Source organism: Shewanella sp. HN-41 (assembly GCF_000217915.1).
GTDB lineage: Bacteria > Pseudomonadota > Gammaproteobacteria > Enterobacterales > Shewanellaceae > Shewanella.
In genome coordinates, this window is the sequence record NZ_AFOZ01000046.1 from 51,873 (window position 1) to 76,394 (window position 24,522).

Genomic DNA, 24,522 nt, shown 5'->3' on the forward strand with positions numbered 1-24,522 from the left:
CATGTTTACCTCAATCCGATGTATTAGATTGTATCATTCAGCGAGGGGCTTTTTAGACACCATATACAGGCGAAATAGTGCCAAATTGACGAATAAGCCAATGAAAGACATGAAGGTATCCGCCAACATCTGCACAGGTAAACCACCTAAGGCTGCGACCCCAGATAATTGGCTACCAATCACAGAAAGCGGTAAATACAACATCAGCAATGCAATTGTTTTCAGTACAATAGGGCCGCTAAAGCTAAAACTCGCCTTAATGGCTTCCAGGGGCGTTAAGCGTTCGACCACTACCATAAAGTTCACATAGGCCAAACGGGCGAAGAGGTAAAAACTGATCACTAACCCCACCAACCACATAGGACCAAACGCTGCGAACAACATGACCGGCGCTAAAATTGCGAGTCCTGAAAATACCCCTGCCAGCAAGAGCGGTGGCACGAAAGGTAAACTTGCCTTTAACACGAAGCCCGCCGAAGGATTATGGCCCTGGGAACGCAGTTCAAGGTATAGGGTTAAGGCGGCGATTAACACCGAGAAAGTCAGCAATAGCAGCATCATAGCGATCATATGTGGTGCGCCAAATTGCGGGTCGTTCAGATCAACTTTGCTCATCTCGGTACCTAACCATAACTGGATCCCAACTTGGATCAGCAGCAAGGGCACCGTCAGCATGGCAAGCTGCACGAGATGATTACGGAAAAAATTATAGGCTTCGGTCAAAATTGCGGATAGTGACATGCGACTTTCCAAAATAATTGAAATAAATTAACACTGTGAATTGCCGCTAAGAATACCCAAAATCCCTTACCAATGCACAGAAGAAATCGCTAGTGTGGCCCTTAAATCACAGAAAACTACTGCAACAAAAGCCGCAAACCCGTTAAACTGTCCCCCTAATTGCGCGCAACACCCCAAAGGACGCCTTCATATGAAACATACTCTCACCCTTTCACTTCTTCTTAGCAGTTGCATTTTAGCCGCGCCCACGAGTGCAGGATGGTTAGATAATCTTACTGGCACCCAAACTAAAACCCAGACAGCGGCCACCAGTACTGTAACGCAATCGAATGAGCTGGTCGGCACTGTGATGTCACAGCTAGGCTTAAATCAAACTCAGGCTGAAGGGGGGTTAGGCAGCTTATTGGGATTAGCCCAATCCAGCTTAGGCACGAGTGATTACTCACAATTAGCCGCCAGTATTCCAAATGCCGATAGCCTCTTGGCTGCGGCCCCTAAGCTAGATGGCAACTCAGGCGTCTCTGGTCTGTTATCTAAGGCTGGCGATCTGGGTTCATCATTACAAGGCGGTGCAATGGTATTGGATGCCTTTGAAAAACTGGGGATTTCAAAGGAACTGGCGATGCCGATGATCGATATAGCTAAGTCCTACCTTGAAACCAATGGCACAGAAGGCACCTCAGATCTGTTAATGAAAGGCTTGAACTCACTGCTGTAATTCAGTCTTATCTCACCCTAAGCGATACAAGGTTTAGGGTGAACTTTCACCTCCCAATCGACTCTACTTTATATTCCCTCCCGTATGAGAACCGCCAGATATGATTGCAAAATTAAGACGATTTATTCAATCACACACCCAAGCGATAACGCCCGAAGACAAGGCGCATCAGCTGAGGCTAGCTGCGGCGAGTATGTTGTTAGAAGTCGTGTTTGCCGATGATACCTTGGCACCTGAAGAGACAGCACTATTACCGACACTGCTCACCGAAACCCTTTCGATGTCAGAGCAAGATGCTAAGGCTTTGATCGATGAAGCCAAGAGTGTGCAAGGCAATGCAACGTCATTATTTGAATTTACAAATGCGATTAATACCGAGTTTAGCCTAGAGCAAAAACAACAACTTTTACTCGCCATGTGGCAACTAGCCTATGCCGATGGACAGTTGTCCCACTACGAAGACCAAATTATTCGTCGCACTGCGGATTTGTTGTACCTCAAGCACAGTGAGCTAATCCAAATGCGCAATCAGGCAATAGCTACGACGCTGCCCGCCAAGCTCAATCATTGATCCTAATGATGCTGAATCACAAACACGCCAGAGCTTGATCCCACGAGCAGTCCCCACGCGCCCAATCGCTATAGACAACATTTGGTTCAGCATCCGTACCTCTCGCTCAAGGAACATGACTCAGGTTCGCAAGAGTCAGCTTAGTCATATCTGCGAGTCTATACGGTGATTGACAATGCTTAGATCGTTCGTAACTAAGCCCAAGGCATAATACTTTTAGCTAAATTGTAAATAAATATTTCATACATTAAGCAAAGAGTGATATTGATAGAAAGCCGTTAACTCACTGTAAGGAAACATTATGAATCTAAATTCGCTGCTTAATCGGACTAGTATCATCTCTGTTAGCGCCCTAATCACATTAGGCTTGTTTGTCTTTATGGCGCAGCTCATTCACAACCCGGTAACCACCACAGGGCAAGCCACGGATGCACCGCAAATCAATATACTCATGGCAGAACGCACTGTGGTTCCGCCGAGGGAAAGCCGTAAACCTGAGCCACCTAAACCCATTCCAGCAAGGGAGCGGGTGAACAATCCCGGTACTGAAAGTGAACCGACACCTTTCACAACGACAACCCCAACCCCTGAGATGCCCACACAAACAACGCTGTTCACTCAGTCAACCATGACAGCCGAGGCCTTACCCGTTGTACAGGTATCTCCCCGCTATCCCATAGATGCAGCGCAGAGTGGAAAGGAAGGCTATGTGGTTGTGGGATTTGATATTACCGCCGATGGCACTGTGAGTAATGCTCGGGTCTTAGAGGCCAACCCTAAACGAGTCTTTGATAAGGCTGCACTATCTGCAGTGCAAAATTGGAAATACAAACCTAAGTTTGATGCGGGTAAGGCCGTGCCCCAACTCAATCAACAAGTGCAGTTGGATTTTAAATTAGATCAAAAGATTTAAGCCTAACGATCAAATAAATCGCCCAGTATGGTCCGCAATACCAGGCGATTTATGTTGTTCATAGATAAACCTATTCTGGCATGACTAAGCTTTGTTTACGGCTAAGATGGCTCTTCTGCCACCAGAGGAAAGGGGCCACCAGCAATATCAGCACAAACACATAGGCCATACTCGCACCTAGGGCGACACCCAGCGCTAAACAAAAGCCACACCCCAGCACGACTAATGGCAAATTCTGCCTTGGTAATAATTTTGCTGCGGCTAACATCGCCATTAAATAGATCACCACGAACACCCCATTGCTCCACGCAATTAAATGCTCTAATTCCTGTCCCGTCAGATAGGTCAGCACAATCACACTCGCCATCACACTCAGCAGTGCCGCTAAGGCCCGAATGGGAACTCCGTGGGCATTTTTAACGGCAAAATAGCGGGGTAAAATGCCTTCACGGCTAAAGCTCCAGATCAAGCGTGCCGCACTTGCCGCATAGACGTTAACAGTTGCAAGGCCGCTTGCAATACCTAAAACTCCGATCACTTGGGCGCCGTATCCCCCTAATAACGCATCGAATACGCCCATCATGGCGACGGTCTTCTCGGTCGGCACGAGCAAGAGTAGCAATGTACAAGCGACATAAATTACCCCAACCAACACAGTGCCCATCATCATAGCGGGGATCATATCTTGCTGTGGACGACGAAAATCGTCGGCAAGATGTGTCATGGCTTCTATACCGAGAAAGCTCCAAAAAGCGATACCCGCGGCAACCATCACAGTTGGCATTTCTGGCATGCCATGGCGGGTAATTGAGGTGAGTAGCCCCTGTTGGAAACTACTCGCACCGAACAATATCACTACCACGGCAACAATACAGAGGGTTAATGCAAACTGCAGCTTAGCCGACACTTGGATCCCACGTAGATTGAGCAGAAACAGCCCCAGTATCACGAGGATTTCGGCGCCGACCTGAGACCAGCCTTCGAGGGGGATAAGCGCATTAACAAATTGAAATGTCATCAAAATGGCGGCAGGAGCGCCCATAGGAACAACCAGTAAAAAAATTAAGCCTATGGTGCGACCCGCAGTACGACCAAAGGCTTTTTCGACAAAATAAGCGGGCCCAGCTGCATGGGGAAATACACTGGCTAAGCGACCAAATACCAGTGCGACGGGGATAATGGCTAAGGTCAGCAATAACCATGCGACAAGCGCACCCGAGTGGGCTTTCTCGATAGTCATCTGCGGTAAAATAAACACCCCTGTGCCCAGCAAAGTGGTGGCCATTAAACCCGCGCCTTGCCAACGACCTATAGTTCCGCTATTTGGATTCATCTGTTAATATTCTGTGGTTTTTAAGCAGTCAGTATAGTGAAATTTTGCCTCACAATCTGCCGTCAATTTCAGCGTTATTGGCATCCAGTACAGGCAAAATGCCGGATAATGAGTGCATTTCCGCCATATTGACGGCAATGCCTAAAAAATCCGCAGGGTTAGCCAATGCACGTACTTTCTAACCCGATGGATTTTAAGATGTTAATCTACGTCGATCTCACCCCTGCCACCTTGGGAGCCCAACTTGGATAAGTTCGATACCGCTATTATTAACTGCTTACGTCAGGACGCACGCCAAAGCGTGTCGCGTATTGCCGAACAAGTCAATCTGTCCCGCAGCGCGGTTGCCGAGCGGATCAAAAAACTCGAGCAAACCGGGGTTATCCGTGGCTATCAAGTATTACTCAGTGAATCTCAAAAAGAAGGGGTTTCAGCCTATTTTGAGATCCAACACCAATGCCCACGTTGCGCCGATGTGGTGCCCGTATTTCAGGCCATTCCAGAGGTGATCACCTGCCGTGGGATATCTGGGGAGATGGATTTGCTAGTCTATGTCCATGCGCCCTCGATGCGCCGCTTGCACGAGATCCGTGAATATATTGATACCCATACGGACATCATCAAGATAAAAACCCATGTGGTGATGAGCGAGTGGATCAATAATTTAGGGGAGTAATAACAAGAAACGCCACCCCTAAGGAATAAAGGTGGCGAGGCCCTTGTGGAGGCAGGGCAAAATACCTAAGTGTCAAATGTGGCCTCCTTTCCCAGCGACCTCCCTGTTACAGCGGACAGTGACAAGATAATCAACCCTCAATAACTCAGCCAGTGCTATTGGGGGTGCTATCTCACAGCGTTTCCTTAGACACTGCTTTTCACCAGCCGCCGATATCCTTCACACTCGTATTCATTTTCTTGCTAACACTTTTTCTATTTTTAGGCGACCGTCATCTGGCCGGTATAGAGGATAAAGTTCCGTAAAAGTAAAACACCTATCAGACTCAAACACGCAGTACCCGCCACATAGGCCCATTTACGCTTCGAAGTTGCCGTCATAAACAAGTTCATCGCAAGGGGCCCAGACAAACCAAGACCCACTATACCTATCCAGAAGATCCAACCCCAGAAGCCATATCCTATGGCGTTGAAGGTGGCCAGTTTACTTTGACCACCGGATAACACTAGCCCCATAAAGAAGGTGAAAATCAGCACTATTTCTACCAAAATCAGAGGAATTTCCACTCTATGGATAAAGTGAACTTCCTTAGCGTTGGGGTTACCATTGAGTAGTACGCCCCCCAGTAGTGATGATGCCGCCCCCGAAGAAAGTCCCGATGCTAAAAATAGCAGTGGCAGCACAGGATTTTTCAGCATGGGGTAACCAGGAAGAGCCGACAACAGGAATCCAGTATATGCCCCTAACGCGAGGGAGAAGATCACCAATAGACCTGTTATGGTTGCCTCAAAGCGGGCCAACAATGCCGTCAGTTTAAGCACGATCGGGAAGCGATCCTCACACCAAGCATCGATAGGTTTGCGGAAAATAATACCGATCCACATAAACATAAACACTTGGTAAATAAGTAGGATAAGCACACCCATCGACATCACAGACGTTGGATTATAAAACACCAAAATCTTCCAGAAATCGAATGGCTTAGTCAAATCCAGCACGAGAATGCCAAGCCCAGCCATCACGGCCACAGGGGCAACAATGCAAGCCGCCTGCACAAAACCCGACTGATAGGCATTATGTTTAACCACAAAATGTTTTAACAATACCGCAAAGAACATGGCACCCGCGGATGCACCTGCTAGAAACAGGTAAATCGCAATCGGCCAATGCCAGACTAAGGTATCAAAATGTAGGGCGCTCATATTGCCACCTCCCCTGATTTAGCCACGATTCTAAACAACTTAGGCCGAGTGCCGAGATCAACTTTGGCACGTTGGGTCGGATTGGCCTTAAGCACTTGCACCACCTCAGAGGTCGGATCTTTTAGATTACCGAACACTAATGCCTTAGTCGGACAGGCAGCTACGCAGGCGGGTTGTTTGCCCTGGGCGAGATTAGTCTCACGGCAGAAGTCACACTTATCCGCCGCATGGGTAACAGGATTGATAAAGCGAACTTTGTATGGGCAGGCCGCAATACAATATTGGCAACCCACACATTTCCATGCATCCACAGAGACAATCCCTGTTTCCTTATCGATAAAAGCGGCACCGGTGGGGCACACATTGACGCAGGGTGCATCCTCACAATGCTGGCAGGATTTACGGCTGAAATGGTAATACTGATCCGGGTATTCACCATAGGGACCGGTTCGCTCTATCTTTACCCGTGATACGCCCTCTGGCACATGGTTGGTTTCACGACACGCCACTTCGCAGGCTTGGCAACCAATGCACTTAGTTTCATCATGGATGAGTGCGTATTTCACATTGGGCTGCGCCTTCACTTCACCAGTGGCATTCACGGTGGCGAGCAATGTTGCACCAGAAGCGCCGGCGAGTAAGGCACAAGTGCCTTTTAGAAATCTTCTTTTTGAATTTTCCATAACCTTACTCCTGCTGGCCTGTATGGCAATTGCGGCACAGCTCACTGCGAACTTTTGGCGTCATATCGGCCATAGGTTCAGTTGGACTATGTAGTTTATGGCAGGCAGCACAGGGCACCTTTTGAGCGTGTACATTATGTGTCCAATCTGCATCACTGAGTTTTTTCTTAGTGTGACACTTTTGACATACCCTTAACTGTACTGGGAGTTCTGACCCATCTTGCACACCAAAGATAACGAGATCATTGGGTTTTTAGGGTGGTCACCCTTTTCTCCATGGCAGCTGGAACAGGTCATTTTCATCGCATCTTGGCCGTGATGCCCTAACATTTGACCGTTACGCTTATGACACTTCATACAAGCATCACTGTTTATTTGATTGGCTGGCTCAGCACTCGTTGCGGCAAAACTCAACAGTAGTGCAGCAAGACCTAAGCGTAACGACCACAGCCATTGTCTTGTCGACATAGGGAGTCCTCACATTTGTCTATTGGGAAAGAGAGAGGAGAGTCAGGGTCCGGAATCCTCCGAACCCGACGGTCGCGATCAGACAGCTAACGCTTGCTTTAGACTTTGAGGATCCCACTGTTTATGCTGATTCATTTCGATAAAACCAATATTGAACTTGCTAAACAGTTTTTTCAGTGGGGAGTTTGTCTCTTTACCAAAATCACTGATCACCATTTTCACTTCTGACGAGTCATGGTCGATCAACACATAGTCAAGTCGGCATTCATGGCTTAAATCGGCATCATGCTGATCCATGTCAAATACAGTGTCTAATGGAACATTACAGCAAACATCGTATTTTCCTTCGACAACAGTCTTTAGTGATTTAAAAAAGTTGAAACTCTGTTTATCAAATAACTCTGGTTTAAGTTTCATTTCATGATGCACTGCATCAGGATCTGCTCTAAAAAACTTAATGCAAGTCATGACAAACATAACAAACACGAAAGGTACAGCAACGAATAGTACGAAGTACATAAACGCATAGCTGAGAATGACTGAAGTATTCATATACGCCTCCAAAAACAAATTTATATTTTTGTTATCTCCTTTAAAGCAACTTCAGTATTATTGGTAATTACTTTTATTTTTTTGACATCCGTCACACTTGCAAATGGTAATTTAAACATAAACAACAAGTTAAGACTCAAGACACATTACCATTTAGCGTAAATCTAAAATACACATATCGACATCCGTTAATCCACATAATGAAATTAATATAGTTAAATATTAGAAATTGAAATTTCAAATTAGCCTAAAACGACTTTTAAAATATAAAAAACAAAATTAAAACACTGGGTTTCAAACGAATAAATACAAGATCATAAACTTGGGATATGATTCACACTCCATTTATTATTTAACACTATACTTAGTTGCAAATTAGCGTATTCACTCAATATTAAGGAATATAAAAAATGCATATTAGCAACATGGATTGCCTCGATATTCTGAGTTTGAAAATACTTGTTTCATTATATGAAAACAAGTCTGCAACCTATGTATCTAAGGCACTTGATATCCCAGCCCCCAAAATAAGCCGCAGCCTTAAAAATCTGCGGGAAGTCTTTGGCGATGAGTTATTTATTCGACGTAAATATGGCTTGTTCCCAAATGAGTTTGCAACTCATCTATACCCCATTGCCAAAGAGACGATTGAGTGCACAAATAAATTTCAAAAAGCACGCACCGCCAATACCAGCCAGATAAAAACCCATGTCGAAATTGCCGCGCCGGGGTTAATCGCCTACGCCTTCCCTAAGGCTCTGATGCAGGCGATTAAAGAAGAACAGAAACAAATGCATATCAATATCACCCCTTGGTCAATGCATACCACCCAAGACATTGTCAATGGCGACACGACCTTAGGCATTTGCTGTAACAAGAGTACCGCCGACGTTGCCGCATTCGGCGATAAACTGCTGACAACAACTTTGCACCACATGGATAAGGTTTACCTTATCGCTAGCCGCAATCACCCGATATTTAAACGAGAAATTACCCTAGAGACCATTGCAGAGTATCCCTTCGTGAATACCGACTTTGGTAATCCAAGTGCTAAACCCAGCCCATACCAAGAGTTTTGCATCAATAATGGCATAAAACTCAATACTGAAATTACCATTACCAGTATTTCAAGTTTGTTTGAATACCTAGGGGAAAGCCAAACAATATCCCTATTGCCCTATAGAGTCGTCTATGAAATGGTGAGTGACATCCCTGAATTACACACCTGCCAATTGTCGCAACTCGAGGCAGAACGCTTATACACCAATATAGAGGTGCCGACTATTTTCCTTGTCCAAAAGAACCAGCCAAATAAGGTCAATGATGATCTGGCGTGGCTAAGCGGGCAGATTAAGAAAATCGTCGATAACATCATCTAGCGATATCTTAGATTATAGCGACCTATCACACTCGAGGTGACAGGCATCCCTTGCCTTGTCTTAACTTAGGCTCAACCTCCCATTCTATGTGCCTGAGATTTGTTAACCCAAGCATACATCTTAGGGCATAAACGCGTTACACTAAGCCCATCTTTATCCTGATAGATTTAGTTATGCGGACCGAAAATACAGCCACACTCAATCTTATTTGGGGCGCACTTATTCTTGAGGAACTGGCACGGTTAGGGGTGCAGCATATATGCATGGCGCCCGGTTCCCGCTCAACACCGTTAACCCTAGCGGCGGCGAAGCAAACCAAGCTTAAACGCCATTTGCATTTCGATGAACGTGGACTCGGCTTTATGGCCTTGGGTCTGGCAAAGGCCAGCCGTGCCCCAGTAGCAATCATTACCACCTCTGGTACTGCGGTGGCAAACCTCTACCCCGTCATTGTTGAAGCTTGGTTGACCCATGTGCCTTTAATCGTCTTAAGTGGCGATCGGCCGCCCGAGTTACTGGATTGCGGGGCAAATCAGGCCATAGTCCAACCCGGCATTTTCGCCAATTACGCCAAACAAGTAAATTTGCCCACACCGGATGCCCATATTGCGCCACAGGCCCTATTAACCACAGTAGATGAAGCCATCGCTAATCAAACTCGCCCTGTGCACTTTAACTGTATGTACCGCGAGCCTTTATACCCAAGTGAGCTAAGTGCGACAATCCTCGATGCCGACTCACCCTATCTCAGGCCATTACACACTTGGCTACAACTGGCGCGTCCTTACACTCAATATGGTAAATACAGCCAAGTAAGCAGCCCGAGCGATGATGCCATTATGCGTTTTGTCCACGGTAAGGGGGTTATCGTGGCTGGCACATTAACACCCGAGCAGGATCCTGAGCAGTTGATTGCACTATCGCAGAAAATCGGTTGGCCTTTGCTCACCGATGCACAATCGCAGCTTCGCCAACATCCTGCCGTAATAGGTAATATCGATCAATTACTGCAACATCCAAGGGCGCGCAATCTATTGCAGGAGGCGGATCGCGTACTCGTATTCGGTGGCCGCTTGCTGTCTAAGCGCTTGATCAGCTATTTAGCCGAGCAAAATTGGCACAGTTACTGGCAAGTGTTACCCGAGCAGGACAGATTAGATCCGAGTCACAATGCTAAACATGTTTGGCACGCCAGTGCGGCGCAGTTTGCAACATTGAATTGGTATCGTTCTTCCTCGGCAAACTGGGCGAATACGTTAATCACCTATAACGATGAATTGCATAACTTATTTATCCGCAATATCGATCAAGGGAAATTTGGTGAAGCCCAGGTCGTGCGCGCCATCGCCAACAGTCGCCCATTGGAGCAACAGCTTTTTATCGGCAATAGCCTGCCCGTGCGGTTATACGATATGTACGCGCCTATCAGCTGTTGCACTGCCACCACTTTCACCAATCGCGGCGCCTCGGGCATAGACGGTCTACTCGCGACGGCCTGCGGTATTGCCGCCCACGAGGGCAAGCCAACCAGTTTGATCATTGGCGATTTATCCCAATTACACGATCTTAACTCGCTGGCGATCGCTCGGAGCCTAACCAGTCCATTAGTCATCGTTATTCTCAATAATGATGGCGGTAATATTTTCAACCTATTGCCCGTACCCAACGAGCAAGTACGCAGTGATTATTACCGCTTAAGCCACGGCTTAGAATTTGGTTACGCGGCGGCCATGTTTAATCTTCCTTATAATCAAGTGGATAATCTGGCTGATTTCCAAGATAGCTATAATGAAGCGCTGGATTTTCAAGGTGCTTCGATCATTGAAGTCAGTGTGAGTCAAACCCAAGCCAGTGACCAAATTGCTGCACTCAACCTGTGGGTGAAACAAAGCTAATGCCGACCTTAACCCGTTACGGCGAAACGATCCTGCCGACATTAGTGTTGCTACACGGATTTTTAGGCACTAAGGCCGACTGGTTGCCGTTAATGCCTAAGCTAAGCCAACACTTCCATTGTGTGTGCTTGGATCTGGTGGGCCATGGGGATAATCAACCTAGCCTACCTGCGCCAGAAATGGAGGAGGGTTTTAGTTTTTGTGTCCAAGATATTATCGCTAGGCTAGATAGACTTAACATTAGTCAGTTCCACCTCTATGGTTATTCCCTCGGGGGCCGTATTGCTTTGCACCTTGCGAAGACCCATCCCCAGCGATTACTGAGTTTACTACTCGAGTCCTGCCATCCGGGACTTAAAGATCCGCAGGAAAAAGCCGCACGAACCCAAAATGATGCCCACTGGGCAGAACGTTTGCTCAAGCTCAGTAGCATGGACTTTTTAAGTTTGTGGTATCAGCAGACGGTGTTTGCGCAAATGAACCAAAGTTGCAGGGAAAGCACCATTACCATGCGTGCCAGTATGTTAGATAAGCATCCTAAACATATCCTCAAGGAGATGTACCTAGCCACATCACTCGCACGCCAAGCCTCCATGTGGGATGTACCCGCCATGCTCTCCTGTGAATGCCATTTCTTTGCTGGTAGCCAAGATACCAAATTCCACACCCTCGCACAGGAGTGGCAACTGCACTCACCTATCTTAGTGCATAGCATTCGTGGCGCAGGGCACAATATACATCAAAGCACGCCGGCGGCCCTGATCGCAGCGATCCTAGCATTGCTTGCCCCTGAACTTCCCCATCACTGCCACATAAATATCTAGGAAAGATATGATCTTAACTTCGCTTAGCCTATATCAATATCGACTACCTCTCGATGTCTTACTCCCCGTGGGCAAGCAGCGTATCGACAGCCGGGCGGGATTAATATTACAGGCAAGCTGCAGTGTTCAAGGTAAGCGGAACGAGGCTCAGGTTGAAATAGCTCCCCTATCGGGCGTCGATATCGACCAACAAGCCTTAGTGGGATTTAGCCGCGAAACCTTAGCCGAGGTACAAAGCGATCTAAGTGAGTTACTGCCAAAGCTCTGCGGCCAGAGCATAGATAGGCTGCTGGAATACGCCGAAAATAGTCCCTATCCATCGGTCGCTTTTGGTTTAAGTCTGTTACATGCCAAGTTAATCGGCAAACTCGATGCTATCCGGCCAATTACAGCCCAAATTCCACTGATTTATCAGCCGACAGATGCACCTCAAAGCCTGCTCGATAATAAAATCGCTGCCCTAGGTATGGATATACATTCGGTGAAAGTCAAAGTCGCCCAGACCTCCATTGAAGATGAACTGCGTCTGATTTATGGAATGTTAAGCACTCGGGCCGATCTTAAACTGCGTCTAGATGCCAATCGTGGCTTTACCTTAGAACAAGCCATCACATTTGCCGCAAGCCTGCCCCTAGACGCTATTGAATATATTGAAGAACCTTGCCAAAACCCACAGGATAACCTGCTATTTTATCAAGCGATTGGCATGCCCTACGCCTTAGATGAATCCCTCAATGATCCCGATTATGAGTTTGCGATGCAAAATGGCCTGACGGCGCTCGTCATCAAACCTATGCTGCTCGGCACCATCGAAAAACTAGCCAGTTTAATCGATACGGCGCAAAGCTATGGTGTACGTTGCATCTTAAGTTCTAGCCTTGAGAGCAGTTTAGGCATTCAGGATCTCGCGCAGTTAGCGGCAATCCTAACCCCGGATGAAACTCCTGGGCTAGATACTTTAAGCGCCTTTAGCCAAGATTTATTGGTGTCCTCGGGCAAGAAACCCTGCCTTACACTGCCGCAGCTTGAACTGATTGCTAAACACGGCATTGCCCATTGATACACAATCGCAATGGGAAGTCATAGCGAGTTTGTAACTACATAGGAAGCCTAACGTGTCATTTGTCCATGCCCCTATATCAAACACGATCTCCCCGGTTCACCAGGCTGCGATTGACTTGCCACAGCAAACTGCCATTAAGCTTGCCGGACTTGATATCAACTACCAAACCCTAAGCCAACACATTATCGCCCTGAGTGAGTACTTAACCACCGCGGGTATTGACGAGGGTGAAGCCGTGGCATGCATCTCGAGCAATAACCTGACAATGATTTGCCTCTACTGGGCCTGTGTCGATATAGGGGCAATCTTTTTTCCCATCTCGCCCCGCTTCCCCATCGCTCAGGTTCAAGGCTTAATCGATACCCACAAGATCCCGTATTATTGGAGCGAGCAGAACGCAAAGCTGGCAAATGCCCATGAGTTAATCCTTAATATTAATGAGCTTAGTCAAACGACAACCCGCCATAATCTGGCTAAACCCTTTGACATTCACCGCCCCGCCAATGTGATTTTAACTTCGGGCTCGAGCGGTATTCCAAAGGCGGCGGTGCATTGTTTAGCCAATCATATTGCCAATGCCGAAGGCGCCCGCAGCTTAATTCCACTCGAACAAGGGGATGCTTGGTTGCTCTCCCTGCCTTTATTCCATATCGGCGGCCTTGCGATATTGAACCGCTGCGCCTTAGTCGGCGCCTGTGTCGTGATGCCAGATCAAACACTCAGTCTTAGCCAGCAGATTGACCAAGATAAACTGACTCACATGTCTTTGGTACCAGCACAGCTGAGCACGTTATTAGCCGATACGAACAGCCAACTTAAAAGTATCAAAGCCCTATTGCTCGGTGGCGGTGCAGTATCGAGAGACTTACTCGCACACCTTAAGCAAAATAACATTGCGAGCTACACGAGTTATGGTATGACAGAAATGGGCTCGCAAATCACCACTGGTCCCGCTTTAAATGACGGTAGCAGTGGCAAATTGCTCCCCAAGCGTGAACTTAAAATTGTAGACGGGGTTATCTGGGTGCGCGGCGAATGCCTGTTTATGGGCTACCTGACTGCCAGCGGCATAGACAGATGTGTTGATCACGAAGGCTGGTTTTATACCAAAGACAGGGGCGAATGGGATGAAAATGGCAATCTGCACATCCTCGGTCGCATCGATAATATGTTTATCTGCGGCGGTGAAAACATCCAACCAGAAGAAATCGAAGCCGCCCTGAAACAACATCCCGACATTGATGATGCCATTGTCTTTGCCGAACCTGATTCCACATTTGGCAACCTCCCCGCCGCCATCCTTCGCGGCAGTATAACCCGTGATATGGCCACAAAAAACCTTGAGCTAGAAGCCTTTCTCGCCGATAAAATCGCCCGCTTTAAACGCCCAAGACAGTATTACCCTTGGCCAGAAGATGCCGAACAAACAGGGCTAAAAGTGAGTAGAAAGGCCTTAGTTGCAAGCATAAAATAAGCTAAACACTGATTTTAGCCATAAAAAAACCTGACTGACGGCAGTTTTTTTATGGCTAACTCACTTTAGATTAAAGCGAGATGCTAGTTAGGCTTCCATACAAGCTTTCAGCTTGTTCATGGCGTTCTTCTCTAACTGGCGGATACGCTCAGCCGAGACTTGATAGGTTTCTGCCAATTCTTGCAGTGTGGTTTTATCATCATCTAACCAACGGGCACGCAGAATATGCTGGCTACGTTCGTCTAAGGTTTTGATGGCCGATAATAAACGACCTTGGGCATTGGATTCCCAGTTATCGTTTTCGATGTTTTCGGCTAAGTCTGATGAATGATCTTCGAGATAATGCACTGGCGCGAAGTCCTGTTCATCATCATTATCACTGGTCAAGTCAAATGCAGGATCTTGAGCCACCATACGTGATTCCATTTCGGTCACATCGGCCTTAGAGACACCTAGATTTTGAGCCACCATAGTGACTTCTTCATCGCTAAACCAACCTAAGCGTGTTTTCGCTTTACGGATATTAAAGAACAACTTACGTTGCGCTTTAGTGGTTGCGACTTTCACAATGCGCCAATTCTTCAGCACATATTCATGAATTTCAGCTTTAATCCAATGCACCGCAAAGGAAACCAGGCGTACACCAACATCGGGATCGAAGCGTTTTACCGCTTTCATCAGGCCAATGTTGCCTTCTTGGATCAAATCCGCCTGCGGCAGACCGTAACCTGAGTAGCCCTTAGCAACGTGCACTACAAAGCGTAAGTGCGACATGATCAGTTGCTTTGCCGCTTGCAGATCACCCGTTTCCTGCAAACGCTTGGCTAACTCATACTCAGCCTCAGCATCCAGCATGCTAATGCTAGTCACTGAATGGATATAAGCTTCTAGACTACTACTGCCCTGTGGGACTGTCAGTGCCATTGAATGCGTTTGAAAGGTCATTCGCGCTCCTACTTTCTTACTAATACTTATCAAATATAAGTCGATTGCATTCTAGGATGATACCAAACCACCACTAGAATGAGCTGACGAACTATCGGCTAATTGACAGAGTATGTCAACCTTCACCCGTCTAGAGGGTTAGTTTTAACCCCGATGAATAGACATTGCAAGTGAACAAAAGTTCATCGCCTGCGTATTTCGTCTATTCATTCCTAGCTTAACAATCTGATATTTAAGAGGGTTCTATCGCCTTTAGGTGTTGTCTTACGGATAGATAAGAACCCAGCCAACCCAAAAAAGAGGCTAGACCGACTAATTGTAGCAGTTCAACAAAGGTAAGTGACTTCATTTCAAGCTGACTACCGTATAGCCCCAATAGCTCTGCAAGGGCGGAGTCGAGATACCAAACAAGTAAGTTAATGATAACCCAAGCCAATATACCGCCTATCACCCCATACCAAATCCCAGTATAAAGAAAGGGCCGCTGGATAAAAGATTCAGTTGCCCCCACTAGTTTCATCACTTCGATCTCGGTGCGACGGTTCATAATCGCGAGGCGAATCGTGTTACCAATCACTAATACCACAGCCAAGACCAATAACGCCGCAATGGCCATCACAGTGCGTTCCAATAAGCGCACCACGGCCTGCAAACGCTCAAGCCATTCAATATCCAAGCGGCCAAAACTAATCTCGGGCTCGCGCTCTAGCTTAGTCAATAGTTCTCTGGCACCTACGGGCGTGGAGTATCTCGGTGTCGGTGTCACTGTGATCACTGCGGGCAGTGGATTTTTATCGAGATAAGCCAAGGCTTCACCAAAGCCCGATAAACGCTGAAACTCCTCTAGGGCTTGATTACGATCTATATACTGTACTTTATCCACTTCGGAATAGGTGCGAATGCGTGTCAGCAGACTCTGGATGGTCTGATCGCTGCGGTTTTCATCAATAAATAATGAAATCTCCGCCGCACTATTCCACGAACTGGTAATCGTCTCGGCATTTTTGACTAAGACTTGCAATGCTGCAGGCAAACTTAAACTGACGCCCAGCACGGCCATAGTCATCACGGATGAAACAGGGTTACGCCATAATTCCCCCATACTCGCCATAGCCTGCTGCACATGGCGAATAAAGAACATCACGATTCGACCCGAAATCGGTAATTTACTGCGGGTTAGCTTAGCATTGTCGCTCATAGACCCTCCCTCGACGCGGCGGGACTAGTGTGAACACCTTGATGCAGTTCTTGGGAGCCTATCATGCGACCCTGTTTTAAGGTGAAAGTACGATATTTCATCCGCGCAATCAGTCCCAAATCGTGGGTGGCAATCAACACACTCGTCCCCGCATCGTTGAAGGTTTCGAACAGGCGCAAAATATCCATCGACAGTTTAGGGTCTAAGTTGCCCGTTGGTTCGTCGGCGAGCAACAAGGGAGGTTTGTTCACAATCGCACGGGCGATACCTACACGCTGTTGCTCGCCCCCCGATAACATAATGGGGTTATGGCGCTCTTTACCATATAGCCCCACCATATCGAGCGCACCCGCAACCCGCTTACGGATCTCGCCGTGGGAAAAACCTTCAATCACTAATGGCAAGGCGACGTTATCGAATACACTGCGGTCCATCAATAAATGGTGGCTTTGGAAGATCATGCCAATATTGCGTCTTAGGTAGGGCACGTGCTTGGCACTGATTTTAGCAATATCGTGGCCGTTGATCGCAACCCGCCCCGTAGTTGCCCGTTCGATAACAGTGATCAACTTCAGCAGCGTACTCTTACCCGCGCCAGAATGACCGGTTAAAAATGCCATTTCACCTTGCTGCAGGTGAAAATTCACATCCTCCAGCGCCATTTGGCCGCCAGGATAAATCTTACTCACCTGCTGAAAATCAATCATAAATTAGCTATCCGCTTTTTCTTGAGTGAAGAGTGCATCGATAAATTCTTTCGAATTAAAGGTACGTAAGTCATCAATTTGCTCGCCGACACCAATATAGCGGATCGGTATTTTAAATTTATCAGCGATTGCAAACACTACGCCCCCCTTAGCGGTGCCATCTAACTTGCTAATAGTCATCCCTGTGACACCAACAGCTTCTTGGAATAATTGCGCTTGGCTAATGGCGTTTTGACCTGTGCTGGCATCTAGGGTCAACATCACTTCGTGCGGCGACTCTGGATCGAGTTTCTTCATCACCCGCACGACTTTCTTTAATTCTTCCATCAGGTGGGATTTGTTTTGCAGACGACCCGCTGTGTCGGCGATCAACACATCTATCTTACGGGCCTTTGCCGCTTGCAGCGCATCGAAGAGTACCGAGGCACTGTCGGCCCCCGTATGCTGGGCAACTACGGTAATATCGTTACGTTGGCCCCAAACCTGTAATTGCTCTACGGCGGCAGCGCGGAAGGTATCGCCAGCGGCCAACATCACCGACTTGCCTTGGGCTTGATACTGTTTGGCCAACTTACCGATAGTAGTGGTTTTTCCAACACCATTGACACCAACCATCAGGATCACAAAGGGGCCAGCCGCATTTTCGGGAACAAGGGGGATAGCAACGGGATCGAGTGTTTTTTGCAATTCATCCCGCAGCAATTCGTATAGTGCTTCAGCATCTTTAAGCTGCTTACGTGACGCATGCTCGGTCAAATTTTTGATTAAGCGTGTAGTCGTTTCGACGCCAACATCGGCAATTAACAACTGTTCTTCTAGTTCTTCAAATAGATCGTCATCGATTTTTTTACCGCGAAATAGCCCAATAAAACCACTGCCGATGTTTTCACTGGTACGCATCAAACCACGTTTAAGGCGCGCAAATAGCCCTTCTTTCACTGGCCGAGCCTGTGGTTCCGGCTGAACTTCAACGACGGGTACATCTTGCTCAGCCTTGGCTTGGGCTTGCTCGGCAGCTAATTGTTCTGCCTCAAGGCGCGCCGCTTCGGCCTGTTGTTCGGCTAAACGCTGGGCTTCGATTTGTGCTTGTTGCTGGGCAAGGCGTTCGGCTTCTGCCTTGGCCTTGGCTTGCTCGACAGCTAATTGTTCTGCCTCAAGGCGCGCCGCTTCGGCCTGTTGCTCGGCTAACGCTGGGCTTCGATTTGTGCTTGTTGCTGGGCAAGGCGTTCGGCTTCTGCCTTAGCCTTGGCTTGCTCGGTAGCTAATTGTTCTGCCTCAAGGCGCACCGCTTCGGCCTGCGCCTCTACTTGCTCCTGCTCTAGGCGCCGCGCAGCTTCAGTGTCTTGTGTTGGAGTAACGACTGGAGTTTCAGCACCGACCTCATCTTGCGATTTATCTTTACGAAACCAAGAGAAAAAACCTTTCTTTGCCATGTGTGATCCCAGCGCTCTACTTCAGTGTTGAATGTAAAATAAGACCCAGTCGTTATACCAGATTGCTTTAGCAATTACGTCTAAAACGTCGGCAATTAGCTAAGCTTGTTAAGCCATCTCACCTTTTAGTGGGACTTTGATATAAAATAGTGGTCTTTATTAAGGTGGCATAGTCTACCACTTTCTTTCTTCAGGCAAAATCACGGGGGAGCTTTGATTAAGAACCGAGCGGCCAATCAGAGTGCGGTCAAGCAACAGGCGACCAAAAATTCAGCGACTAAAACTAAATTGGGTAGTGGCCAAGTGCGAATTATCGCGGGGCAATGGCGTTCGCGTCGTCTACCTATCCAAGATCTCGATGGTTTGCGTCCGACGACAGATAGAGTGCGCGAAACCCTGTTTAACTGGCTCGCCAATGATATAGTTAATGCTCGGGTGCTCGACTGTTTCGGTGGTAGCGGCGCCTTGGCCCTCGAGGCCCTGTCTCGCTACGCCGCCTATGCCAAGATCATCGAATTGCAACGCTCAGCCGCCATGCAATTGAAAGAAAACCTTAAAACCCTAAAATGCGATAGGGCCGAAGTGATCAATGCCGATACGCTAGCCGTGTTACAGAAGGGCTGCGATCAAGGTTTCGACCTAGTGTTTATCGATCCGCCCTTTCGTAAAGGGTTGGCGGAACGGACAATTCAGTTGCTAGATAGCCAAGCTTGGCTCAATGATGGCGCGCTGATCTATGTCGAGATCGAGTCTGAATTAACCACACTTACCATTCCATCTAGTTGGCAAGCCTTAAAAGAGAAGACTGCAGGACAGGTGAGCTATCGTTTATATCAATATCAACCCGAAAACACTACTGAGCATATCGAAGATGAAAGCCATGCCCTTGCTGATTAACTTAGGCAAAGTCATTACCCTTATCGCTTGGCTGATGATGGCCTACAACTTGGCGATACCATTTGAAGGCAAGGTAGCGATTATTTTGAATATTCTGTTTGGTATTACCTGCATCATGCATTGCTTTCAAGTCGCCATCTTTCACATGCTGTTTAAAACCTTACTGCCATTAACTAAGCAGGATTACCTGCAGGTGTTTATCTTCGGTATTTTTAGTCTATTAGCTTATCGGCAACAGGTGATGACTCAAGTGAGTTAACCAACCTAGCACCCGGAAAGCAAAAAGCCCTCTGTTGAGGGCTTTTTAATGGCGAACAATAACCTGAGTTAATTGCTAAACCTTATCCCTTTGGATAGGGATGAGCGATACCTTTATGACAGTCAATACAGGTTTTTCTGTCTTCAGGGGCTTTCTTGAAGTTATTGCTGTGCATTCTCACTGCCATTTTGCTCATATTTTCTGATTGGTTTTCATAAATACGGTTGTGACAGTTTTGACAGGTTGAAGAATCGATAGAGCGTAAATAATCACGAGCTAATTCGGCTTGTTCTTTACGGTTTTCATCTAACCAAGCTTGGGTATTAAAGCCATCAATCGTTAAGAAACCAATAACATCCTTAGAAACGATGATCTTTTTCTTCAGGTATTGGAATGGTTCCTGTGCAATGTGACATTGCTGACACTGAACAACGATACCAACACGGTTATTGCCGTGGGCTGACGCCATAACTTCATCTTTCAATGAATGCTGACTGTGGCAGCTCATACAGAATGCATCTTGGCTGGTTGCATGTAAGGTTGTTTGGGTTGCAAAGTAGCCCACAACACCGATAACAATACCGACGACCAGTAGCGCCAGAATTGAATATTTTGCGCTAGGTTTAAATAGTGCACGCCAGTTCATCACTCTATCTCCAAAAATTGCCAAAATTAGTTTTTATAAGACTAGTTTATGTTCTTTCATTTATTAGAAATTTGATTTTAAGCCTAAATCTGCCGATTAAATTAAACTTAAAAGCGCAAAATGAGACTTAGCTCTAACTATAGGGACGACAATTAGCTAAAACCAACTACACAGTTGCCACAAAGCACTTCAACTAAAGCTAATGTAGTCATCACATAATCGCAAGTTACTAATTTTCACGATTGAGACCCACATTAAGAATCCATAGCAATGAAATCATTTTTAGAATACAAAAATGTGATCGAGGCTGCATTTTATTTCATTGTTTGATCTGCGTAGGAAAATGGCTAGAAGGAAAAGCAGAAGGATAAAAAAATTTATCCCACATGAAACTTTTTTCGTTCAACAATGGTCTTTAAGGGTAAGCAATCAATTATCCGAGTTATCATGGCTAAGTACTGGATCACCATAGCGCTGTTATTTTCACTTATCGCCCAATCGGCGATGGTGAGTGCTATGCCAACTTCAGCCAACACTAATGGCCACAGCAATCAAACCATGCTGATGATGGATGCAGAAATGAACTGCACCATGCCAGATTGTTCTGCATCCGATTGTTTGCAACACTGCCAAGATAGCATGATAAGTGATTGTCAAACCCATTGCCTATCATCACTTTACCTTGAGCCTGCAGTGCTAGAACTGGCCTTCGCCAACCCAGCAAGCAAGCGTATTGCCATCCAAGGCTGGGCGATGCAAACTGCCGATCTTGGACTCACCACACCCCCTCCCACCTCCAATTCACTGTAACGTCTTTCGTTTTTTACAACGTAAAACCGACTAAACACCTTTGATTGCGCCGCTGCATATCCGCACCGCAACGAGGTACAGAGAATTTTTGGAGTTTATTATGAAAACCACTTTATTGAACAAAAGCTTACTAGGCCTTACTTTCGTTATCGGCGCCTTATTAAGTAGCACCTCGGTCACTGCCGCCAGCTTGAAAAGCACAGATGCGCTCAGTGTTATCAGTATCAATGGTGTGCCCGCAACACCCTTTAAACCTATCCAACTCTCCGCTGGAAAAGTACTGCTCGAGCTAAAATATCAGGATATTTTTGATTATCGCGCCGATGATAGTGGCAACTGGGTTAAATCAGAGCCGCTTTACTTAATATTGGATGTGAAGGCGAATGATAGTTACCAAATCACCCAGCCCAAAATAGTTACTGAAACTGACGCGCGCCAGTTTATTAAATATCCTACGATTCAACTCAGTATTAATGGTGACAAAGCGGGCGAATATCCACTACAAAACCACAGCCAACTGATGGCGAAAATGTTAGCAAGCAATCCCGCTTTCTAATTTAGATGAGTTAAATATTTAATCTGAGGCATGTGCTGAAATGTGAGTTAACTCATTGCAGCATAATGCCTCTATGCTAGAATCGAACCGTTCATTATTTGGAATACTTATGTATCACACACTCGGTCGTTACTTTTTAGTCATCTTCACTTTACTCGCACTCGTCGGGCAAAGTGTTATGTCTAATGGTCACGCTATGGTGTCGCACACTATGGATATGAGTGCGATGGTGCATAGTACTTCCAATCTAGGAATGGATCATACTGCAATGATGCAGATGAACACGGAGAACCATCCTGACTCCCATTCAATGGCCAACGCGGATTGCTGTAACGATAAAATGCTTCCCGGCGCGAAGCAGCATTGCTGTGATGGCACCACATCATGTTCAAATGATTGTGGTCATTGTCTGACGATTTCAGTCGCTGGTACTCTATTCAGCCCACACCTTTGGCCAAGTGTGAGCATGAGCGATACTGCAATGGCCACTCCTATGCCTCATTTCCACTCTATCTCGTTATCTTCGGCCCTCAAGCCTCCGATAGCCTAGCCCCACCGTGCCCTTTCAGGGCTAACAAAACTAATTATTTATTTTGCCGTTTAGTGTGGTGCACCTAAACCTTAAGCACCCAGAGTTAAGCAAAAACCGAGTATTGAGCATCGATTAGCCTTTCGTTTTGAAAAACAAGGGGTAAGCTCAGTAGCGTTTATGTACTCATATTCGGCCATTAATCCGATGGAGTGAACAATATGAAAACCTTAACTAATCTTGCCTTAGTGGCATTTTTAATGACCAGCACAGGCGTGTTTGCGACGACAACACCCCATGAGCATCACCACGACAATGCGAGCCCACAGGAACAAGCACAGACCTATAGCTGCCCTATGCACCCCGAAGTCACAGGCACTAAAGGCGATACTTGCCCTAAAATGTGGTATGAACTTAGAACCCAAAGCGACGGAAGCAAAAACAGCTGAAGGTACGATGCACAAAGCGCACGAACACCACTAAGCTGGGCTGGAGATGAGGCATATGAACCAATTTAATAAAGTAAAGCAGCAAGCCCCTAAGGCCGTTCTGCTCCTAAGCAGCCTACTGATGGGGGCGCCTTGGCTGAGTCATGCCCAACTGGCGAATACGCAGCAACCCACTGCGACCGAAGCCACAACGACTAACCAAGCCAATAAACCTAATAACAACCCATTAAATCAAGTAAAAACTTATACTTGCCCTATGCACCCCGAAGTGCTCAGCCATGAGCCTGGCCGCTGTCCTAAGTGCAATATGTTTTTAGTTGAGCAACAAGATGGCGCTAATTCGGCTACTGAGCATGCAGAACATCAAGCTGCAGATCACCAAGCATCTGAGCCAGAAAAGACAACGACTGCCAAGGCTTCGAGTCAGGTATTCGACACTCCAACACCTAAGGCCGACAGCTTAGTCAAAGCCCAAAGCCAAGGGACGACAATTAAATATGTCTGCCCTATGCATGCCCATATCATCAGCGATGTGCCCGGCACTTGCCCAATCTGTGGCATGAACTTGGAGAAAGTCGAAACGGGTGGCAATACTCAGGAGATCAATATCAATGTCTCCGGTAGCATGCAGCAGGCACTCGCCCTAAAAGTGGCCCAAGTCGAACGTGATACCCTGTGGAAATTTGTCGAAACTGTCGGTCAAATCGACTACGACGAAAGCCAGATCACCCATATCCACGCCCGCGTCACAGGCTGGATTGAAAAGCTAATGATCAAATCCGTCGGGGATCCAATTAAGAAAGACCAATTACTGTATGAGATCTATTCTCCCGATTTGATCAATGCCCAAGACGACTACCTGCTCGCCATGGACACCTCCAAGGCAAACGGTCAAGGCCGCTACAAAGATTTGGTTCGCAATGCGGGTTTGCGCTTATCCTTCCTCGGTTTTACCGATAAACAAATCAAACAATTAGCCGAGTCGCATCAAACCCAGTATCGAGTGCCTTTCTACGCTAGGGAAGATGGCGTCGTTAAAGCCCTCAATGTGCGTGATGGCATGTATATTCAACCGTCGACCGAAGTCATGTCTGTGGTGGATCTCTCTAAAGTCTGGGTGATTGCCGACGTATTCGAGAACGAGCAAAGCTGGATTGCCAAAGGTCAAAATGCCGAAATTGCCGTCCCTGCCATGAATATCAGTGGCATCGAAGGCACTATCGATTACATCTACCCCGAGCTGGATCCTGTGACCCGTAGCCTGCGGGTACGGGTGGTACTCAACAATACCGACGTTTCCTTAAGACCTAAGACCTTAGCTAAAGTCTCGCTATTCGGTGGCCCGAATAAAGATGTGCTAGTTATCCCACAGGAAGCCTTAATCCAAACGGGTAAAGAAAACCGCGTGATAGTCAAACAAGCCGATGACAGCTTTACCGCCAAGGCCGTAACCGTCGGCATGATGAGCCAAGGTAAGGCCGAGATTATTTCAGGCCTGAATGAAGGTGAACGTGTGGTGATTTCGGGGCAATTTCTACTCGACTCCGAAGCCAGCCTCAAGGGCAGTTTAATGCGTTTAAGCAGCGGTCATCAGCACTAGG

The 24,522-nt window shown here is 46.9% G+C and carries 24 protein-coding genes and 3 pseudogenes; 16 read left to right on the forward strand and 11 right to left on the reverse strand.

Annotated elements, in window-relative coordinates; all coding sequences use genetic code 11:
• Positions 1 to 33 precede the first annotated feature (33 nt).
• On the reverse strand, positions 34 to 741 hold the full coding sequence (locus SOHN41_RS18365) for a hypothetical protein (protein WP_007651946.1): 708 nt from the start codon (positions 739 to 741) through the stop codon (positions 34 to 36).
• 190 nt (positions 742 to 931) lie between these two features.
• On the opposite strand from SOHN41_RS18365, the gene SOHN41_RS18370 reads away from it, so the two are divergent.
• From SOHN41_RS18370 to SOHN41_RS18380, 3 genes are all read left to right on the forward strand, one after another.
• Entirely contained in the window at positions 932 to 1,459 is a 528-nt protein-coding gene (locus tag SOHN41_RS18370; protein WP_007651947.1) for a DUF2780 domain-containing protein, read from the forward strand.
• Between the two features lie 100 nt (positions 1,460 to 1,559).
• Positions 1,560 to 2,030: a TerB family tellurite resistance protein gene (locus tag SOHN41_RS18375; protein ID WP_007651948.1), complete on the forward strand. Its 471-nt coding sequence runs from the start codon at positions 1,560 to 1,562 to the stop codon at positions 2,028 to 2,030.
• Positions 2,031 to 2,331: 301 nt separating this feature from the next.
• Positions 2,332 to 2,943 (forward strand): energy transducer TonB, encoded by a 612-nt coding sequence (locus SOHN41_RS18380; protein ID WP_007651949.1) that lies wholly within the window; start codon positions 2,332 to 2,334, stop codon positions 2,941 to 2,943.
• Between the two features lie 70 nt (positions 2,944 to 3,013).
• Here SOHN41_RS18380 and yjeH read toward each other — a convergent pair whose 3' ends face one another.
• The gene (gene yjeH / locus SOHN41_RS18385; protein WP_037459663.1) at positions 3,014 to 4,276 is read right to left on the reverse strand and encodes an L-methionine/branched-chain amino acid transporter; all 1,263 of its coding nucleotides are present in this window, start codon (positions 4,274 to 4,276) and stop codon (positions 3,014 to 3,016) included.
• Positions 4,277 to 4,520: 244 nt separating this feature from the next.
• Between yjeH and SOHN41_RS18390 the strand changes: the two genes are divergently transcribed.
• On the forward strand, positions 4,521 to 4,952 hold the full coding sequence (locus SOHN41_RS18390; RefSeq protein WP_007651955.1) for an Lrp/AsnC family transcriptional regulator: 432 nt from the start codon (positions 4,521 to 4,523) through the stop codon (positions 4,950 to 4,952).
• Between the two features lie 260 nt (positions 4,953 to 5,212).
• Here the strand turns inward: SOHN41_RS18390 and nrfD are convergent, their stop codons facing one another.
• The 4 genes and pseudogenes from nrfD to SOHN41_RS18405 all read right to left on the reverse strand — a co-directional run bounded on the left by nrfD (position 5,213) and on the right by SOHN41_RS18405 (position 7,857).
• The gene (nrfD, locus tag SOHN41_RS18395; protein ID WP_007651957.1) at positions 5,213 to 6,154 is read right to left on the reverse strand and encodes a cytochrome c nitrite reductase subunit NrfD; all 942 of its coding nucleotides are present in this window, start codon (positions 6,152 to 6,154) and stop codon (positions 5,213 to 5,215) included.
• The gene (locus tag SOHN41_RS18400) at positions 6,151 to 6,837 is read right to left on the reverse strand and encodes a 4Fe-4S dicluster domain-containing protein (protein ID WP_007651959.1); all 687 of its coding nucleotides are present in this window, start codon (positions 6,835 to 6,837) and stop codon (positions 6,151 to 6,153) included. Before SOHN41_RS18400 ends, nrfD begins: the two co-directional genes overlap by 4 nt.
• A gap of 4 nt (positions 6,838 to 6,841) precedes the next feature.
• Positions 6,842 to 7,305 (reverse strand): annotated as a pseudogene (locus SOHN41_RS20605) (nitrite reductase).
• A 78-nt stretch (positions 7,306 to 7,383) separates the two neighbouring features.
• Positions 7,384 to 7,857: a DUF2726 domain-containing protein gene (locus SOHN41_RS18405; protein ID WP_037459666.1), complete on the reverse strand. Its 474-nt coding sequence runs from the start codon at positions 7,855 to 7,857 to the stop codon at positions 7,384 to 7,386.
• A gap of 410 nt (positions 7,858 to 8,267) precedes the next feature.
• Between SOHN41_RS18405 and SOHN41_RS18410 the strand changes: the two genes are divergently transcribed.
• The 5 genes from SOHN41_RS18410 (at position 8,268) to menE (ending at position 14,492) form a co-directional block, all read left to right on the forward strand.
• Complete coding sequence (locus SOHN41_RS18410; RefSeq protein ID WP_007651967.1) at positions 8,268 to 9,236, forward strand: LysR family transcriptional regulator; 969 nt, start codon at positions 8,268 to 8,270, stop codon at positions 9,234 to 9,236.
• Between the two features lie 173 nt (positions 9,237 to 9,409).
• The gene (menD, locus tag SOHN41_RS18415) at positions 9,410 to 11,131 is read left to right on the forward strand and encodes a 2-succinyl-5-enolpyruvyl-6-hydroxy-3-cyclohexene-1-carboxylic-acid synthase (RefSeq protein WP_007651968.1); all 1,722 of its coding nucleotides are present in this window, start codon (positions 9,410 to 9,412) and stop codon (positions 11,129 to 11,131) included.
• Entirely contained in the window at positions 11,131 to 11,955 is an 825-nt protein-coding gene (menH, locus tag SOHN41_RS18420; RefSeq protein ID WP_007651969.1) for a 2-succinyl-6-hydroxy-2,4-cyclohexadiene-1-carboxylate synthase, read from the forward strand. The genes menD and menH overlap by 1 nt, the downstream gene beginning before the upstream one ends.
• Before the next feature lie 7 nt (positions 11,956 to 11,962).
• Positions 11,963 to 13,015 carry an o-succinylbenzoate synthase gene (gene menC / locus SOHN41_RS18425; protein ID WP_007651972.1) on the forward strand — a complete coding sequence of 351 codons (1,053 nt, stop codon included), beginning with the start codon at positions 11,963 to 11,965 and terminating at the stop codon, positions 13,013 to 13,015.
• Between the two features lie 55 nt (positions 13,016 to 13,070).
• Positions 13,071 to 14,492: an o-succinylbenzoate--CoA ligase gene (gene menE, locus SOHN41_RS18430; RefSeq protein WP_037459669.1), complete on the forward strand. Its 1,422-nt coding sequence runs from the start codon at positions 13,071 to 13,073 to the stop codon at positions 14,490 to 14,492.
• An 87-nt stretch (positions 14,493 to 14,579) separates the two neighbouring features.
• Here menE and rpoH read toward each other — a convergent pair whose 3' ends face one another.
• From rpoH to ftsY, 4 genes and pseudogenes are all read right to left on the reverse strand, one after another.
• Positions 14,580 to 15,437, reverse strand: coding sequence for an RNA polymerase sigma factor RpoH (gene rpoH, locus SOHN41_RS18435; RefSeq protein WP_007651975.1), 858 nt, complete (start codon positions 15,435 to 15,437; stop codon positions 14,580 to 14,582).
• Between the two features lie 232 nt (positions 15,438 to 15,669).
• On the reverse strand, positions 15,670 to 16,635 hold the full coding sequence (gene ftsX, locus SOHN41_RS18440; RefSeq protein ID WP_007651978.1) for a permease-like cell division protein FtsX: 966 nt from the start codon (positions 16,633 to 16,635) through the stop codon (positions 15,670 to 15,672).
• On the reverse strand, positions 16,632 to 17,342 hold the full coding sequence (ftsE, locus tag SOHN41_RS18445; protein ID WP_007651980.1) for a cell division ATP-binding protein FtsE: 711 nt from the start codon (positions 17,340 to 17,342) through the stop codon (positions 16,632 to 16,634). The genes ftsX and ftsE overlap by 4 nt, the downstream gene beginning before the upstream one ends.
• A 3-nt stretch (positions 17,343 to 17,345) precedes the next feature.
• A pseudogene (ftsY, locus tag SOHN41_RS18450) lies at positions 17,346 to 18,775 on the reverse strand (signal recognition particle-docking protein FtsY).
• Between the two features lie 213 nt (positions 18,776 to 18,988).
• Here ftsY and rsmD point away from each other — a divergent pair.
• Positions 18,989 to 19,672 (forward strand): 16S rRNA (guanine(966)-N(2))-methyltransferase RsmD, encoded by a 684-nt coding sequence (gene rsmD, locus SOHN41_RS18455; protein ID WP_007651985.1) that lies wholly within the window; start codon positions 18,989 to 18,991, stop codon positions 19,670 to 19,672.
• Positions 19,647 to 19,931 (forward strand): DUF1145 domain-containing protein, encoded by a 285-nt coding sequence (locus SOHN41_RS18460; RefSeq protein WP_007651986.1) that lies wholly within the window; start codon positions 19,647 to 19,649, stop codon positions 19,929 to 19,931. Before rsmD ends, SOHN41_RS18460 begins: the two co-directional genes overlap by 26 nt.
• Before the next feature lie 82 nt (positions 19,932 to 20,013).
• Here SOHN41_RS18460 and SOHN41_RS18465 read toward each other — a convergent pair whose 3' ends face one another.
• Positions 20,014 to 20,577, reverse strand: a complete 564-nt coding sequence (locus SOHN41_RS18465; RefSeq protein ID WP_007651987.1) for a NapC/NirT family cytochrome c — start codon at positions 20,575 to 20,577, stop codon at positions 20,014 to 20,016.
• A 447-nt stretch (positions 20,578 to 21,024) separates the two neighbouring features.
• On the opposite strand from SOHN41_RS18465, the gene SOHN41_RS18470 reads away from it, so the two are divergent.
• From SOHN41_RS18470 to SOHN41_RS18490, 5 genes and pseudogenes are all read left to right on the forward strand, one after another.
• Entirely contained in the window at positions 21,025 to 21,387 is a 363-nt protein-coding gene (locus tag SOHN41_RS18470; RefSeq protein ID WP_007651988.1) for a hypothetical protein, read from the forward strand.
• A gap of 100 nt (positions 21,388 to 21,487) precedes the next feature.
• Positions 21,488 to 21,943, forward strand: a complete 456-nt coding sequence (locus tag SOHN41_RS18475) for a DUF2057 family protein (protein ID WP_007651990.1) — start codon at positions 21,488 to 21,490, stop codon at positions 21,941 to 21,943.
• A gap of 109 nt (positions 21,944 to 22,052) precedes the next feature.
• Positions 22,053 to 22,493 (forward strand): hypothetical protein, encoded by a 441-nt coding sequence (locus SOHN41_RS18480; protein ID WP_007651992.1) that lies wholly within the window; start codon positions 22,053 to 22,055, stop codon positions 22,491 to 22,493.
• A gap of 200 nt (positions 22,494 to 22,693) precedes the next feature.
• A pseudogene (locus SOHN41_RS18485) lies at positions 22,694 to 22,955 on the forward strand (heavy metal-binding domain-containing protein).
• A gap of 21 nt (positions 22,956 to 22,976) precedes the next feature.
• On the forward strand, positions 22,977 to 24,521 hold the full coding sequence (locus SOHN41_RS18490) for an efflux RND transporter periplasmic adaptor subunit (protein ID WP_007651997.1): 1,545 nt from the start codon (positions 22,977 to 22,979) through the stop codon (positions 24,519 to 24,521).
• The last annotated feature ends 1 nt before the right edge of the window (position 24,522 follow it).